This window comes from Bacillus sp. ISL-77, assembly GCF_018613105.1.
Genome location: NZ_JAGGQY010000021.1, coordinates 1 through 15,833 on the forward strand (window position 1 = coordinate 1; position 15,833 = coordinate 15,833).

At 40.4% G+C, this 15,833-nt stretch carries 14 protein-coding genes and 9 tRNA genes; 2 read left to right on the plus strand and 21 right to left on the minus strand.

Annotated features, from left to right (window positions below):
* Positions 1 to 35: 35 nt before the first annotated feature.
* The 10 genes from J7E77_RS08050 to J7E77_RS08095 form a co-directional block, all read right to left on the minus strand.
* A tRNA-Gly gene (locus J7E77_RS08050) sits at positions 36 to 109 on the minus strand.
* A 16-nt stretch (positions 110 to 125) separates the two neighbouring features.
* A tRNA-Pro gene (locus J7E77_RS08055) sits at positions 126 to 202 on the minus strand.
* Between the two features lie 6 nt (positions 203 to 208).
* Positions 209 to 282: transfer RNA gene (locus J7E77_RS08060), tRNA-Arg, on the minus strand.
* 60 nt (positions 283 to 342) lie between these two features.
* Positions 343 to 428, minus strand: a tRNA-Leu gene (locus J7E77_RS08065).
* A gap of 62 nt (positions 429 to 490) precedes the next feature.
* Positions 491 to 575, minus strand: a tRNA-Leu gene (locus J7E77_RS08070).
* 24 nt (positions 576 to 599) lie between these two features.
* Positions 600 to 674 (minus strand) — tRNA-Gln (locus J7E77_RS08075).
* A 61-nt stretch (positions 675 to 735) separates the two neighbouring features.
* Positions 736 to 807 (minus strand) — tRNA-Glu (locus J7E77_RS08080).
* 11 nt (positions 808 to 818) lie between these two features.
* A tRNA-Ser gene (locus J7E77_RS08085) sits at positions 819 to 909 on the minus strand.
* Between the two features lie 3 nt (positions 910 to 912).
* Positions 913 to 987: transfer RNA gene (locus J7E77_RS08090), tRNA-Asn, on the minus strand.
* A gap of 122 nt (positions 988 to 1,109) precedes the next feature.
* Positions 1,110 to 1,583, minus strand: a complete 474-nt coding sequence (locus J7E77_RS08095) for a SprT family protein (protein ID WP_214713436.1) — start codon at positions 1,581 to 1,583, stop codon at positions 1,110 to 1,112.
* A 95-nt stretch (positions 1,584 to 1,678) separates the two neighbouring features.
* Between J7E77_RS08095 and cmpA the strand changes: the two genes are divergently transcribed.
* A complete protein-coding gene (gene cmpA / locus J7E77_RS08100; RefSeq protein ID WP_088085061.1) occupies positions 1,679 to 1,792 on the plus strand; it encodes a cortex morphogenetic protein CmpA in 114 nt (37 codons plus the stop codon).
* Positions 1,793 to 2,145: 353 nt separating this feature from the next.
* On the opposite strand, the gene J7E77_RS08105 is transcribed toward cmpA, so the two are convergent.
* The 6 genes from J7E77_RS08105 to acpS all read right to left on the minus strand — a co-directional run bounded on the left by J7E77_RS08105 (position 2,146) and on the right by acpS (position 8,314).
* Positions 2,146 to 4,320, minus strand: a complete 2,175-nt coding sequence (locus J7E77_RS08105; RefSeq protein ID WP_308160469.1) for a Tex family protein — start codon at positions 4,318 to 4,320, stop codon at positions 2,146 to 2,148.
* Between the two features lie 182 nt (positions 4,321 to 4,502).
* A complete protein-coding gene (ndoA, locus tag J7E77_RS08110; protein ID WP_007083556.1) occupies positions 4,503 to 4,853 on the minus strand; it encodes a type II toxin-antitoxin system endoribonuclease NdoA in 351 nt (116 codons plus the stop codon).
* A 4-nt stretch (positions 4,854 to 4,857) separates the two neighbouring features.
* Positions 4,858 to 5,139: a CopG family ribbon-helix-helix protein gene (locus J7E77_RS08115; RefSeq protein ID WP_066097189.1), complete on the minus strand. Its 282-nt coding sequence runs from the start codon at positions 5,137 to 5,139 to the stop codon at positions 4,858 to 4,860.
* 271 nt (positions 5,140 to 5,410) lie between these two features.
* Positions 5,411 to 6,574 (minus strand): alanine racemase, encoded by a 1,164-nt coding sequence (alr, locus tag J7E77_RS08120; protein ID WP_214713438.1) that lies wholly within the window; start codon positions 6,572 to 6,574, stop codon positions 5,411 to 5,413.
* A 124-nt stretch (positions 6,575 to 6,698) separates the two neighbouring features.
* Positions 6,699 to 7,712 (minus strand): LolA family protein, encoded by a 1,014-nt coding sequence (locus J7E77_RS08125; RefSeq protein ID WP_214713439.1) that lies wholly within the window; start codon positions 7,710 to 7,712, stop codon positions 6,699 to 6,701.
* A gap of 251 nt (positions 7,713 to 7,963) precedes the next feature.
* On the minus strand, positions 7,964 to 8,314 hold the full coding sequence (acpS, locus tag J7E77_RS08130; protein WP_214713440.1) for a holo-ACP synthase: 351 nt from the start codon (positions 8,312 to 8,314) through the stop codon (positions 7,964 to 7,966).
* Between the two features lie 104 nt (positions 8,315 to 8,418).
* Here acpS and J7E77_RS08135 point away from each other — a divergent pair, with 104 nt between their 5' ends.
* Positions 8,419 to 9,147 carry a rhomboid family intramembrane serine protease gene (locus J7E77_RS08135; protein ID WP_214713441.1) on the plus strand — a complete coding sequence of 243 codons (729 nt, stop codon included), beginning with the start codon at positions 8,419 to 8,421 and terminating at the stop codon, positions 9,145 to 9,147.
* Positions 9,148 to 9,166: 19 nt separating this feature from the next.
* Here J7E77_RS08135 and J7E77_RS08140 read toward each other — a convergent pair whose 3' ends face one another.
* The 5 genes from J7E77_RS08140 to J7E77_RS08160 all read right to left on the minus strand — a co-directional run bounded on the left by J7E77_RS08140 (position 9,167) and on the right by J7E77_RS08160 (position 15,698).
* A complete protein-coding gene (locus J7E77_RS08140; RefSeq protein ID WP_251026775.1) occupies positions 9,167 to 10,630 on the minus strand; it encodes a PH domain-containing protein in 1,464 nt (487 codons plus the stop codon).
* Positions 10,620 to 11,096, minus strand: a complete 477-nt coding sequence (locus tag J7E77_RS08145) for a PH domain-containing protein (RefSeq protein ID WP_214713442.1) — start codon at positions 11,094 to 11,096, stop codon at positions 10,620 to 10,622. The genes J7E77_RS08140 and J7E77_RS08145 overlap by 11 nt, the downstream gene beginning before the upstream one ends.
* A gap of 72 nt (positions 11,097 to 11,168) precedes the next feature.
* On the minus strand, positions 11,169 to 12,134 hold the full coding sequence (gene uvsE / locus J7E77_RS08150) for a UV DNA damage repair endonuclease UvsE (RefSeq protein ID WP_214713443.1): 966 nt from the start codon (positions 12,132 to 12,134) through the stop codon (positions 11,169 to 11,171).
* A 92-nt stretch (positions 12,135 to 12,226) separates the two neighbouring features.
* Entirely contained in the window at positions 12,227 to 13,723 is a 1,497-nt protein-coding gene (gene cshA / locus J7E77_RS08155; RefSeq protein ID WP_214713444.1) for a degradosome RNA helicase CshA, read from the minus strand.
* A gap of 595 nt (positions 13,724 to 14,318) precedes the next feature.
* Positions 14,319 to 15,698 carry a UDP-N-acetylmuramoyl-tripeptide--D-alanyl-D-alanine ligase gene (locus J7E77_RS08160; RefSeq protein ID WP_214713445.1) on the minus strand — a complete coding sequence of 460 codons (1,380 nt, stop codon included), beginning with the start codon at positions 15,696 to 15,698 and terminating at the stop codon, positions 14,319 to 14,321.
* Positions 15,699 to 15,833 lie beyond the last annotated feature (135 nt).

The window sequence follows — 15,833 nt, forward strand, 5'->3', positions numbered from 1 at the left end:
GTTTAGTTTTCAAAGAACAATTATTAAAGGTAATTTGGAGCGGGTGAAGAGAATCGAACTCTCATCATCAGCTTGGAAGGCTGAGGTTTTACCACTAAACTACACCCGCATAAAATATATTCAACTGGTCGGGAAGACAGGATTCGAACCTGCGACCCCTTGGTCCCAAACCAAGTGCTCTACCAAGCTGAGCTACTTCCCGTAAAAATGCGCCCTGAGAGATTCGAACTCCCGACCTTTTGATTCGTAGTCAAACACTCTATCCAGCTGAGCTAAGGGCGCATGTATTGAAGTCAACTTTTAAAGTATACCAGACTCGGTATTGTTTGTCAACAATTTATTTGGTGCGGCCGAGAGGACTTGAACCTCCACGGGGTTGCCCCCACTAGGCCCTCAACCTAGCGCGTCTGCCATTCCGCCACGACCGCACGATAATTAGCGACAAAAAACAATCATAACATACTAACCAAATTAATTCAAGTAAAACATTTGGTGCGGGTGAAGGGAGTCGAACCCCCACGCCTTGCGGCGCCAGATCCTAAGTCTGGTGCGTCTGCCAATTCCGCCACACCCGCATTTAATATTGATTTATAAAAAAATGGCTGGGCTAGCTGGATTTGAACCAACGCATGTCGCAGTCAAAGTGCGATGCCTTACCGCTTGGCTATAGCCCAATATTGATGTTTATAAAGATTAAGAAACAGGAAATGAATCAATGTCACTCCCCGTCCCAGATGACCCCTACGGGACTCGAACCCGTGTTACCTCCGTGAAAGGGAGGTGTCTTAACCGCTTGACCAAGGGGCCGAAAAATTATATGGCGGAGAAGGAGGGATTTGAACCCTCGCGCCGGTCACCCGACCTACACCCTTAGCAGGGGCGCCTCTTCAGCCTCTTGAGTACTTCCCCATATGGCTCCGCAGGTAGGACTCGAACCTACGACCGATCGGTTAACAGCCGATAGCTCTACCACTGAGCTACTGCGGAATAATACTATTAAAAACCTTAAATCAATTAGGCAATCACCTTATCGACTCTTTACATTATAATGACGTTATAATAGAAAGTCAATATAGTTTTTAGATAAAGATTTTTTCCAAATTCTTACGTCATTCTAAAATTATTTCTTTTATTTTCGTCAACTTTCCCCTACATTTTCCACAAACATATCTACTTGTATCAATGCTTCTTTTTCGCCTGTAAGATAGCTGACATTTCGTGCATTGATATAGAAGAATTTTTTTGGATGTTCGCTTTACTGGTCTATCGGGTAATTGTGCACAAAATCGCGGTGCTCCTACTTTTTTTAATAATTGCTTAAACTCTTGGTCTCTATGCTGATACCCCTTCCCTTCAAGGTGAAGATGATAATGGCATAGCTCATGTTTAATAATCCCCACTAATTCTTTTACACCTAGCTGCTCGTAATATTTTTTATTTATTTCAATATTATGTGTGCCAAGAAGGTATCTGCCGCCTGTTGACCTTAGTCTTGGATTGAAAGACGCTATGTGTCGAAACTGCTTCCCAAATGATTCAACAGATATCTTTTCAACTAATGATTGAAGTTCTTGTTGTTCCATTTCGGGACCCTCACTTTCTTCGCGAACATGACAACCTATTATAGCATATATTGTATATACCTTTAATAATGATGTACTTTTCGGGAGGTTTTATTATGCCAACTTGGTTGCAAAACCAAATGAAAAGAGCTTTCTATGAGAAGGATCGCTATCAGATCAAGATGCTAAACCAGTGCTGGTTCTTTTACAGAAAAAAACACTTCTCTTAAGTTCATGAGGACAATTTATGCACTTCTCTTCCTATTTTTGTCCTCATGAACGCCTCATGAGGACAATTTACACCATTCTCTTCCTATTTTTGTCCTCATGAACGCCTCATGAGGACAATTTACACCTTTTCATTCCTATTTCTGTCCTCATGAACATCTCATGGGGACAATTTACACCTTTTCCTTCCTATTTCTCTCCTCATGAACATTTATGAGACCCTTTCCCTTCACATCTAATAATTATTTCTAAGAGTTAGTTGATTGGGACAAAAATAAAAAAGAAGACCCACTCGCTTTGCGAAATGGTCTTCTATAATGCTGATAATGTTATTACAGGAACCCGTTACTTCCAACTAGTTCGAAGGCGCCAGCATTGTTAACGCAACCCGGCCTTTTTTCATATCAACGGAATCCACCCATACAGTGACTACATCCCCTACTGACACAATGTCCAATGGATGTTTTACAAATCTATTGCTTAGTTTGGAAATATGCACAAGCCCGTCCTGCTTAACGCCGATATCAACAAATGCACCGAAGTCCACAACATTCCGAACCGTACCTTGCAGCTCCATACCTGCTTGTAGATCTTCTAACTTAAGGACATCTTTTTTCAAAAGAGGGCGTGGTAAATCATCGCGCGGATCTCGTTCCGGCCTTACCAAAGCATCAATAATATCCTTTAGGGTTAATTCCCCGATAGCAAGTTCTTCTGAAACAGCTTTTAAATCAATCCCATTAAGAGCAGTTATTAACTCATCCGAACCAAGGTCATCAGTTGTAAATCCTAGACTCGCTAATAATTTCTTCACTTCGTCGTAATTTTCCGGATGAATCCCTGTTCGGTCAAGCGGCTGCTTGCCATCTAATACGCGCAAGAACCCAATCGCCTGCTCATAGGTTTTTGCACCAAGACGAGGTACTTTCTTTAATTGAACCCTGCTCGTAAATTTCCCTTCCTCTTCACGCTTTTTGACAATATTATTTGCAGCAGTCTTGTTAAGCCCCGCTACATACTGTAAAAGTGATGGAGAAGCAGTATTCACATTTACACCGACCCTGTTAACGGCTGTTTCGACCACAAAATGCAACGATTCTGACAGACGTTTCTGGGAAACATCATGCTGGTATTGACCGACACCAACCGATTTTGGGTCAATTTTCACCAATTCCGCTAATGGATCCTGCAAGCGGCGGGCAATGGAGGCTGCACTTCTTTCTTCTACCTGCAGATTTGGAAACTCTTCTCTAGCAAGTTCAGATGCAGAATATACACTGGCACCGGCTTCATTAACAATTAAATAGAAAATCTCCTCATCCATTTCTTTTAAGATATCAGCCACAAACTGTTCTGTTTCTCTTGAGGCTGTGCCATTTCCGATGGCTGCCATTTCAACTTTGTACTCGCGGAGGATGTGAATAAACTTTTCGCGCGCTTCTTTGGCTTTGTTAACCGGTGGGTGGGGATAGATCACATCTATCTTCAGCACCTTACCTGTTTCATCTACTACTGCTAATTTACAGCCTGTCCTGTAGGCAGGGTCGACACCGATGACGACTTTGCCTTTCAACGGTGGCTGTAAAAGTAAGTTACGAAGGTTTTCAGAGAATATATGTATGGCTTGCTCTTCACCCTTATCCGTTAATTCACTGCGGATTTCCCGCTCAATGGAGGGCTGAATTAATCTTTTGTAGCTATCCTCCATCGCTTCTAGCACAATGGGTGCTGATGGTGAGTGCTGGACACGGATCCATTTTCTCGACAAATATGACAGGATTAAATCGGCATTCATTTTAATCGAAACTCTTAAAATGTCCTCTTTTTCACCGCGATTTAAAGCGAGAATTCGATGCGGAACAATTTTATTTACAGGTTCTTCATATTCATAGTACATTTCGTAGACGTTTTTCTCGTCTTTTTCCGCTTCTTTAACCACCGATACAACTGCACCGGATTTAAACGTTTCTTTACGAATCCATTTACGGCTTTCAGCATCATCAGAAACCCATTCCGCAATAATGTCTTTCGCGCCTGCAATCGCATCCTCAACCGTAAGGACTTCTTTTTCTTCTGATAAAAATTGTTTTGCTTTTTCCTCCACACTTTCTTTTGTAAAAGTCAGAAGCCACTCTGCTAAAGGTTCCAAGCCCTTTTCTTTTGCAATCGTCGCTTTTGTCCGTCTTTTTTGTTTATATGGCCTGTATAAGTCTTCAACCTCTTGAAGCTTTTCGGCTTTGGTAATCGCCTGGTTAAGTTCATCTGTTAATTTCCCTTGTTCAGCAATGATTCGAATAACCTCTTCTTTTCTATGCTCAAGGTTTTGGATATACTGCCAGCGTTCTAAAATATTGCGAATCTGTACTTCATCAAGCGCTCCTGTCATTTCTTTACGATATCGAGCAATAAAAGGAACTGTATTGCCTTCATCTAATAAAGAAATCACACTCTTTACTTGTTTATAAGAAATTGTCAGTTCAGCAGCAATTTTCTTTAACAATTGATCATCTTTTACGATTGTATCATTCACAAAACAATCCTCCATTCCTTTTCATTCTATTGTATCAGAATCATTAGACCGTTTCATTAAAGTGCCTTCTGCAATTTATTCAAAAAAAATAGGCGAGCATATGAGCTCGCCTAAGCAGAAGTAGAAAATGAGGTCAGGATATGTATGAAAAAACGCTCTTCCTAAAAAGAGCGTGCTTTAAATTAAAATTCGATGAGACCCAGGCTAACCTGCAAGGCTTCATCCACTTTTTCCATCATTTCGTCATCGAGATGGGTGATTTTATCGGTTAACCGCTGCTTATCAATTGTACGAATTTGCTCTAACAGAATGACCGAGTCTCGTTCAAATCCGTAGCGCTTCGCATCAATTTCTACATGAGTAGGAAGCTTGGCTTTTTGAATTTGAGCTGTAATCGCTGCAACAATCACTGTGGGACTAAACCGATTCCCGATGTCGTTTTGGATGACAAGTACAGGTCGGACGCCGCCTTGTTCAGAACCAACAACTGGGGATAGGTCCGCGAAATAAACGTCACCACGTTTGACTATCAAAGGATTATCCTCCGCTTACAAGACGTTCAACTGTGTGTTCTGCCTCATATTCTGCTAAAAATGCTTCTGATGCAATTCTAAGATTTATCTTTGCCATTTCCATGTATCCACGTCTCATCGACTCGCGAATTTGTCTCTTTTTTCGTTCGCGTAAATACATTTTTGTTGCTTGGTAGATAAACTCGCTGCGGTTTACATTTTCTTGTTTAACAAAACCATCTAATTCCGTTAAAAGATGTTGCGGTAACTTCACTAAGATTTCCGTAGTTGCGCCTGACTCAGCCACAAACATACACCTCCACCATCACTACACACCATTTTTATCTAACCTGAATTCCTTCTGACGCATAAATTTAACACACTACATGAATCGACCCAGAGTTTGTTTCATACAGTGAGTTTCACTTATCTATCTGTACCATATACAATAATAACACTTATCAAACTTATTGCATAGACTATTTATAATACTACTGTATTATAAGCCAATAAAACACTCTTTTATGCACAAATTACCGCAATATCATAAATATGACTGGAAATCTTCATTTAGCCCATTAATCTTCAAGAAGGTAATTTTTTAAATCGACAATTTTCCCACCCTTTTTATAAAGGCGCGGAACTCGATTTGCAATGATACATGGAACTTCATAATTAATTGTGTCAAGCTTTTGGGCGATTTCATTAACGGAAATAAACTGATCCTCGTCCCCGCCGATTAATGTTACGGTGGTCCCAATTGGAACATGATATGGGAGACGAATCATACATTGATCCATACAGATTCGACCGACAATCGGCGACCTCGTCCCCTTAACAAGCACCTCTTGACCTTGCAGTTTGCGAATCCAGCCGTCTGCATAACCAATCGGAATGGTCCCAATCCACTCTTCTTCACCGGTTTCATACGTTGCCCCATAGCTCACTTTTTCGCCCTTTTGCAACTTCTTTACATGGACAAGTCGTGACCTGAGTGAAAATGCTTCCCGGAGCGGAAAAGGAATTTCACTTTCCATTTCAAGTGAAGGTGTCAGGCCATACATTGCAATGCCAATCCGAACGGCATTAAAATAAGCGCTAGGATATCTTAGTGCAGCAGCACTATTGCTTGAGTGGATATACTTCGGTTGTTCTTTTAGCCCATTTGCCATACTGTCAAATAACGCTAATTGCTGACGAAAATAGGTTTCATCCAGTTCATCAGCCGTAGCAAAGTGTGTATAAATCCCTTCCAATATAAATTGGTCATTTTCGGAGATGATTTGTTCGATTGCAGTTAACTCTGGTAAGCTGCGAACACCAATTCTCCCCATCCCTGTATCTACTTTGATATGAAAAGAAATGCGATCCTCTGTCTTTAGATGTTTTATGGCCTCTTGCAGCCATTCCTTCTGGAAAGCAGTAAGGGTAATATTAAATTTCGCTGCCACTTGAACATCTTCAGGCCGTGCAGCACCCAAGACAAGAATAGGAGCAGTAATTCCTTTCTTTCTTAAGGCTATCGCTTCATCCATAAAAGCAACAGCTAAATAGGCTGCACCTGCTTCAAGGGCTGTTTCTGCCACTTGAATATCCCCGTGGCCATATGCATTTGCTTTGACAACTGCGATCATATTCACGTCTTGAGGCAAATGCTTTTTGACGGAGGCAACATTGGCAAGAATACAATCTAAATCTATTTCCGCCCATGTATCTCTATAAAAAAAACCTTGCTCTTCCATGTTTCCACTTCCTAATAGCTTTAATTAAATATCATTCCATTTTATCACAAAAATTATCATACTGCTGTTTACTTTCATTTACAAATAAAAACAGGCCCTGTAAAGAGCCTGCTAGTATCAATATTTATTTTACTGCTTCACCTTGGACAGATGCTGCAACTTCAATCATTTCTTCCTTCGTTAGGTTTTTCGATGCAATCAAGTAATCCACACCATTATGCGACCAAGAGAGGGAGTGTTCCGAAACTGCTCCGATCGTCATACCTAAGTCGACAATATCACCTTCAATATAAGTTGGATTCGCAGACGCTGTTTTTGCTGTTACCTTTTCCTGGACAAGCGTGAACGATTTTTTGCCATCATAGGTGAGGACAACCCTCTTGCCATCTTCTAGCGCCACTTCTTTTTCCTCAATCAATTTTGTCCCTTTAAGTTCTGTAGTTGGATACATAACGGTAAAGGCATCATCGCCGCCATCTGCCATAGCAGGCAAATTAAGCTGCGCACGTGTCATGTTTTTCTTCATATCGAAATCATCCTTGTCAAAGCTAGCATTAAATTTCACTTTGGAAAACTCAACAGTTACAAGGGCATTTCGATCCGGATCCATTACTTTTACCATAGCAGGTGATAAATCACTCTTATTCAATTTGATTTCTTGGAATGGCAGCATTGTATTGTTTTGATAGCGGGTCTTCGTTTCGAATACATAATATTCTTTAGTGGTGGAGAATTTTGCACTTTTATCGGCAACAATATCCTTAATCAGCGATTCATACAAGTAGGCCTGGCTGCTGTTTTGCGGCCAATCGCTTTGGAAGCGGAAGCTCTTATTTAGAGCAGGTGTAAGAACAAATACCCCTTCGTTATTCCTTAATATCATCTGACTTTGGTCTTTTTGAGCATTTTTCAAATTCACACGGTAAAAGGTAGGATCCTTATGCCAAATTTCAACCTTATAAATTTGTGAATCAGATCCCATTTTCAACGTCATTTTTGCATTCACCTTATAGCCACTTAAGTCATCTAGTTTCCCCGTTAGCTCTTTTACCACATCACCTTGTGATTTAGAACCGCAGGCCGCTAGTACAAAAATGACCATGAGCCCCGTGATTAGCAGCAATAACTTTTTCCTCATTCCTTCAACCCCTTCTTGTCTCATTTCATATGATTATAGAGAAGAGAAAGGCAGGGGTCAGGCAATGGAGTTTGCTTTCCAAAATGACCATGGCTGACCTTGTCTCTCCTGTTTCCCTATGAATATATGAGACAACCTAAAGGAATATGATAAGGAGTTGCCAAGCTATTTAATTTTACAGCTATGTTAAATCCCATTGTTAAATCAACATACAAGTTTAACAAAACTAATATTATAAAAATTTATATGCACTAAATTTCTTCAATAATTACATGCGCTACGGCGTAATCTCTACTATGTGAAATAGATAAATGGGCATGCCTCTCTGGCTTTGCAAAAAAGGGTTTTCCAGATCTATCATTTTCAATTTCAATATCTAAAAATGATAACTCTTCTCCAATACCTGTGCCATTCGCTTTTGAATACGCTTCTTTCGCCGCAAAGCGCCCTGCTAAAAATTCTACTTTTCTGACATCCGATAAATCTTCAAATTTTAGCCGCTCATTTGGAGTTAACACGCGGTCCACAAACTTCTTTTGTCGATTGAGGATGTCCTCAATCCTTGAAAGTTCAATAATATCGATCCCAATCCCTTTAATCATCGTTCATCTTCCTTCTATTTGATATACAATGAGCATAAGTAATAGTGTACGAGGACGGAAATTAGTTTATTAATAGTTAATGTGAAACTCAGGAGGTTTTTATCATGTTTACGAGAACGGAAAGTTTTCGCGATTTTATCCGCCTTTATCCGATTGTTTCTATTATTATTACCATTCATGTAGGATTATATCTTTTAACGAGTATAACCATCTTCCCTAACTCTTGGTTCTTTGAAAATCTTTCTGGAGTTAATCTTTATATTAAGGAAGGGGAATATTGGCGGCTGATTACACCAACCCTTATTCATAGTGGTTTTTCACACATGCTGTTTAATAGCTTTTCACTTGTGTTATTTGGACCGGCACTGGAGCGCATGCTTGGAAGCGGCAGATTTTTATTTGTCTATCTGCTGTCAGGTTTTATTGCAAATGTCGCCACACTGCTGCTCCAGCCGCTCACCTATACCCACGTTGGCTCAAGTGGAGCGATATTTGGTTTGTTTGGTTATTACCTGGCGGTTATTATGTTTCGGAAACATATGCTTTCTAAGCAAAACTCGCAAATAATCCTTACTCTTTGTGTTGTCAGTCTCATTATGACATTCTTACAGCCGAATATTAATATTACCGCCCATCTTTTTGGATTACTTGGTGGTTTTTTAATGGGGGCGATTCCTTATTTTAATAAAAAAGATTTATCCGATTCGATTCGAGGCACCGCGAACTGGGCCAGCAGTAAGAAAAGCAGCATCTCCTATCAATCTCCATTGAAAGTGATCATTTGGGCGTCGATTATTATCATTGCTATTCTTGGATTACTAGCACAAAAATAACAGGGATTTGCAGTCGAAACTACCTTTCACTGCAAATCCTTTTTTCTTTGCCGCTAGAATACCAATCATAAATTTTCGCTAGATCGCCCTTTTCTATATCAACGACAGTGCCGCCTGCATCACCGACGCCCGATTTCACAAAGGCTTCGAATGTTCCTAGTTCTTGTTTCTGCTGAAAATAACTTTCTCTTATTTCCAAGCTTTGAATCTTATTTTTCTTCATTATAACCGTCGTTCGAATCAACATTAACGTCCGGTATCTTAGCGTTAGCTGCTGTTCAGCAAGAGTCCAACCAGCTGCCTTATATTTTAAAACAGCCCCAAGCGTCATCGCACCAAGCAGAATGATGGAAAGAAGGCCCCAAGTCTTCAAAAATATTAGGGACACAATCACGATCGGAATAGCAATGTACCAGTGCCTGAATATATAGCGCCACATCGACCGTTTCGGTAGTGGGGTAAAGGTGGTCGGGACAAGGTAATCTGTAATGGCCGGTTCAAGGATGGAAGCGATCTGATCTAGCTTGACGATCGGCAAAAGGGTCACTTTAGAACCCTCTTGATTGGCCGATGACCCGCCAGCACTTTCCGCATATACGGTCGCATAACCGAGGAGTTGTCTGACAATATTTTCACTGATGCGAATCGCTTGGATCCGCTTCAATGGAATTGTTATTTGTCTTCTCTCCAACAGACCCTGAGTAATAACTAAATCATTGTCTTTTTTGATCACAGTAAAATTAGCATACTTTAGCATAGTACCAATGAGCGCGATTACCCATGCGAGAAAAAATCCAATAACCACAAGGATCATAAGCAGGATCAGACTAGGGGCCGTCCATTTTTCAATTCCGCTGGCTAATCTTCGAAAGGGAATCAGGTCATCCACTTGACTTAATAACGCAAGGACAGCTGAGATGACCACCCCAACACCGCCTGAGGTTAGGGAAAGAATCAATAATTGTCCGGTGGAAATTTTATAAACGGATTGACCCTCAGGTAGATCTTTTCCTTCGATTGCCCCGTTCCCTTTAGCTGCTGCCGTAAATTCCTGGATTACCAGAGCCTCCTCTTTCGATATCCCAGAAAGGACGGCTTCCGCTTCTTCTGCTCCCATTCCGCCAGCCGTTTCAATTTGGAGTTTTACCAACCCGAACAATCGTTGTAAAATACCTTCGGAAAGATCGATACTTTGAATTCGTTCATATGGAATGTATCTTTTCTTTCGAATGAAAATCCCATCTTTAATCCGGAGTTCATCCTGTTCCAAATTATATGTATACCGTAACCACGAGAGGAGACTGGTGATAAAAATAATAATAATCGATATAAAGGATACACCCAAGGCGAATAATAACGGGCGCCCACTATCGCGAGTAACCGAAAATGTAAAAGCAGCAATTGGAAAAATAAAGTTTTTTATTCTTTTACCCATATATCCCAAAATGGCTATGGGATGAAGTCGTTTTGGTTTAGACATCATCTTCAGCAACCCTTGCTAGTTTCGATATATTGAACCTTAATTGTTCTGCTTCTGTTTCTTCCAAAGCAGGAATTTGATGGGCTGTGGCCGCCGTATGAACAATCACTGAGGCTAATTTGTACTTCCTTAGGATAGGTCCTTGGACGGTATCTACATGCTGGACGCGAACCATTGGAATTAAGGTACGACTCCGGATAAAGAAACCCTCCTGCAGCTCTATTTCTTCCTCACGAACTTCATATCTCCACCATTTCCATCTGAGAGTAGGAAACAGAAAAATATGTAAATATGTAAAAATAACTCCTAATATGATAAGGGTAAGCGAAATCCAGAAGGGGCCATTGAAAATGTCTAATAGTAAAACAACAACTGCTGTGATCACCCATTCTATGACAACCTTGATTACCGCAGAGATTCTCCATACCTTTAAGGCCTTTTCCGAAAGTCGATTTTGCGGTTCAACCATGCATCTCTCTCCCTACTTCACAATCTCCAAATCAATTTAAGTATACATGGTTGGGGAGTACGGCACTACTACTTATTCGATAATAAAACTGGACTGGTCGATCCACGTAACTCCTTCACGCTCTTGCAAATCCTTTACCAGTTGAAAAAGCGCCGCATCTTTTTGCTTCGCTTCAATCATACAGTGGATCTCTGGAACCGTTCCCTTAACTTGATTTAAAAACCGAAGAAACATTTGTGGATCAATTGTGTCCGCATGGGCTCTAAAATCCTTTTCGGAGCGCGGACTGGATATATGTATCTTTATTGGCAGAGGAGACTGTGTCCAGGTCGCAACAATCCGCTCCCAATCAGCCGTCCAGTCTTCCTCTTCATGATTAGCAAGATGATGATGATAATCAAACACCATCGGCAAACCCAACTTTTCACAAAGGTATAGTGTCTCCTTTATTGTAAATGTCGTATCATCATTTTCGAGCATAATCATTTTTTGGATCGCAGGGGAAACATAGGCCCAATTATGAATAAAGTACTCCAGGGCTTTCTCCTTATCGTTATACCCTCCACCGACATGAAGTACGCAACGGTGTTCCGTATCAATTTCCATTCCTTTTAGGAGTCTTTCATGCATGGCAAGCGTCTTTAAGGAATTAATCAAAATATCCTTATTCGGTGAATTAAGCACCACAAAATGATCTGGATGAAAGTCAATCCTAGAAGGGTGCTCTTTTATATAATTGGCTAGTTTTTTGAGTGGTTCTTTCAATGGTTTGATGTAGTCCCAGTCCAGTAATTCCTCATGATTAGCCAGGGGAATGACCCGCGAGCTTAGCCTGAAAAAATGAATTTGGTTACCCTCATTGTGCTTTAATAACCGCAAGCAATTTTCTAAGTTCGATATAGCGATTCTCTCTAATTTCCGAATCGCTGCGTCCCGGTCTTTTATTTTTTCAAATTGAGCAAATGTCATCGTTTGTGAGGGGGAAGCATTCTGAAGCTCTACACTCATTGCAACATATCCAAGTTTTACAATCGTCATAAAATCACCCCAACTAGAATGCGTTTATGTTTACTGTTCCCCTTTTGGTCAAATAAAAAAAGCATGAACGATATCGTCCATGCTTTTGTATTTTAGTGGTTAAAAGTTCTTGGCTTTGATGCTGACTTACCGCCGCCGCCAGTTCTTTTTTCACCACTGCGTGGCTTTGCTGGTGCTTTTTTTCTATTACGGTCCCCACCGTATGAACCTGAACCTCTAGAATCATCTCTTCTTCTACGGTCACGATCTTGGGGTTTTCTTTCTCGCCTTTGTGGAAGCTGTTCTTCTGTCAGCTTAACCGGTGTTGTATCCGGTTCTTTTGTTAACATTTTCAACACAGCTGCGATAACAGTTGCTGCATCATTTTCTTCCAACAATTCTTGAGCTGCTGCTTTATAATAATGTAAGTTGTTCGATTCAATCGTTGCAACGATCTTTTCTACAACTGCTTTTTGTTGACCTTCTAAAGCTTCATCAAGCGTAGGAGCTTTCATTTTTTCCATCTTGCTTCTAGTAGTTCTTTCCACGACAGCAAGATATGATTTTTCACGTGGTGTAATAAATGTTAAAGCTACACCCTTTTTACCAGCACGACCTGTACGTCCAATACGGTGAACGTAGCTCTCAGGATCTTGAGGGATATCAAAATTGTATACGTGAGTTACTCCGGAGATATCAAGTCCCCTTGCTGCTACGTCCGTTGCAACAAGCACGTCAATTGTTCCTTCTTTAAATTTACGAAGAACTGACATACGCTTTGCCTGAGTTAAATCGCCATGAATTCCTTCTGCAGTATAACCCCTTAAAGTTAATGCTTCTGATAATTCATCGACCCGGCGCTTCGTACGACCAAAAACAATCGCTAGTTCAGGGGATTGAATATCAAGAAGTCTTGTTAATACATCAAACTTATTTCTTTCCACTACTTCAAGGTAATACTGTTCAATTGAAGGAACGGTCATTTCTTTCGTTTTGACACGAATAATTTGCGGATCCTTCATGAACTTTTCTGCCATTCTTTGAATCGGCCCTGGCATGGTTGCAGAGAAAAGTAATGTTTGACGTTCTGCTGGTGTTGAAGCAAGAATCGATTCAATATCTTCAATGAATCCCATGTTTAACATTTCATCTGCTTCATCAAGAATCACTGTGTTTACCGTTTCGAGGCGCATCGTTTTTCTGTTGATATGATCTAATACACGACCTGGAGTACCAACAATGATATGTGGTGCTTTCTTTAATGAGCGAATCTGGCGGCTAATATCCTGCCCGCCATATATTGGCAGTACGCGAACTCTTTTGCCTGAACCTAGTTTATATAGTTCTTCTGATACTTGAATCGCAAGTTCACGAGTTGGCGCAATAATGATACCTTGGATTGCATCCGCACTAATATCGATTTTTTCAATCAATGGAATCCCAAATGCAGCTGTTTTACCTGTTCCTGTTTGAGCTTGCCCGATCAAATCAATACCTTTTAGCCCCAATGGAATAGTTTCTGTCTGAATTGGTGTTGCCTCCTCAAAACCCATTTTGAGGACAGATTGTAACGTGGCCTGACTTAGACCTAATTCTTCAAACTTTGTCAATGTTTTCATTCTCCTTCATCTATGTGAAAATATTTTTTAAGTGCTGAATATTTTCGCCTAATACTCAGAAAAGCGGAAGCGCCTGCTCTTAGAGGCGAAAAGCGCTGGAGGGCCCAAGTTGAAGTCCTATTTTGACTTAATTAAAAATGGTATAGGTTATATTTCATCTTTGATCAAGTAGGTTTAAAGTTCATCAAGGATAAAATAAGTTTAAAATTTTATCACATGGATGGCAGTGGATTTTTATACTTCATCTTAGGCAGGACCGAAACGGCTCAGTCCCTTTGGCGCTTGAGCGGACACGCATCAAAATGCCGTAACTAGGTAACATCTTTATTTTACCAAAAAAAAACATGCTCCCTCAAGGAGTATGCCCTTTAATAATCGTTCTTTAGACACGTTGATGAATATCATACCACTGTTGCTAGTATTTTGCAATAAAGACAAGTTTGTTACAATTTCAAACCGATCCTATTACTTCATCAAATTGTCCAATACTCGATAAGAAGGGCAACTTCTCCACACAAGGGGGGTCTCAGTTATTTTTCTTTTATCAAGCTTAAATCATTCATAAATTCGTCAGTTTTATTTTCCTTTATTTTTTTTGCAAAGCCGTAACGATTTCCTCTAATTTCATACCTCTTGATGCTTTGACAAGGATTAATGTGTTTTTATTTACATGCCGCTTTAATTCTTGAATAAGTGGTGCTTTTTCTGTAAAAGCAAATACTCTTTCTTCTCCCAAAACAGTTCGGGCTGAGTTTGCAATGTGCCCCCCTAAATTTCCAAAGGTGAACAGAAGATCGACTTTATCACGGTTTAAAGCAGTTCCAATTTGCTGATGATACTGTTCTTGCTGTGGACCAAGCTCTAACATGTCCCCTAAGACAAGGATTTTTCGATCATACCCTTTAAGATTGGAAACTAATTCGATAGCCGCCATCATGGAAGTGGGACTTGCATTATAAGCATCGTTAATTATTTTTTCGCCCTGTTCCCCTTCTACTAACTCCATACGCATATTCGTTAACTTAATACCAGCTAACCCCTCATTCATTTTTTCGAAAGGGATTGAAAAATAGTTAGCGATCAACATCGAGGCAAGTGCATTTAAAATATTATGCGTTCCTAATACAGGAAGTTCGAAAGTAGTCTTTGAAGCGTTGATTTTGAAACGATTCCCATTCTCTAACTGAGTAATATCAGTTGGATATAGATCATTCGTTTCATTTCTGCCGAATGTTTTAACCTGTACATTGCCTTTATGTTGTTGAATTCGTTCCATCAGCAGTGGTTCATCACCATGGAGGACAGCAAGTCCACCTTCTTTTAGCCCTTGGAGGATTTCAAGTTTTGCTTCCGCAATACCTTCTCTTGAACCAAGGTCGAGAAGATGTGATTCACCAATATTGGTAATCACCACAGCATCTGGGCAGGCAAGCTTCGTTAGGAATTCAATCTCACCCCTGCCGCTCATTCCCATTTCAAGGACGGCAATTTCAGTGTCTTCGTGTAAGCCTAAAACCGTTAATGGAAGACCAATATGATTATTATAATTTCCTTCTGTCTTTTGAACCTTATAATGCGTGGCAAGTATGCCGGCAGTCATATCCTTTGTCGTCGTTTTCCCATTGCTTCCTGTGATACCAACCACTTTTACGTTTAATTGTTTTCGGTAGTTTCTTGCTAATTCCTGTAAGGCCACAAGACAATTATCGACAATCAAAATGGGTAAATGGGTCGGCGGGTTCGGCACATCCTTTTGCCAAAGGGCAGCAGCCGCTCCTTTACTGATGGACTCTTCGACATATTTATGTCCGTCAGAAACCTCTCCTTTAAAAGGAATAAACAAGTTTCCATTTTCAATCTTACGAGAATCAATAGAAACACCCGTGATCATCGTTTCAGCAAACGGACTCATATCATTTTGGGCAGCAACCATTTCAGCAATTTGTTTTAACGATCGTTTTATCATTGATATCCTCCTTTTTATTTATTTCTTTGAACTTTGTTTACCGTCTAGCTACAGCGCCCAGCGGCTAGTGGACTTTGCTAAACGGGCGCTTTCGCTTTTCTAATAGAAATGGACACGGCACTTCAGCCGTGTCTC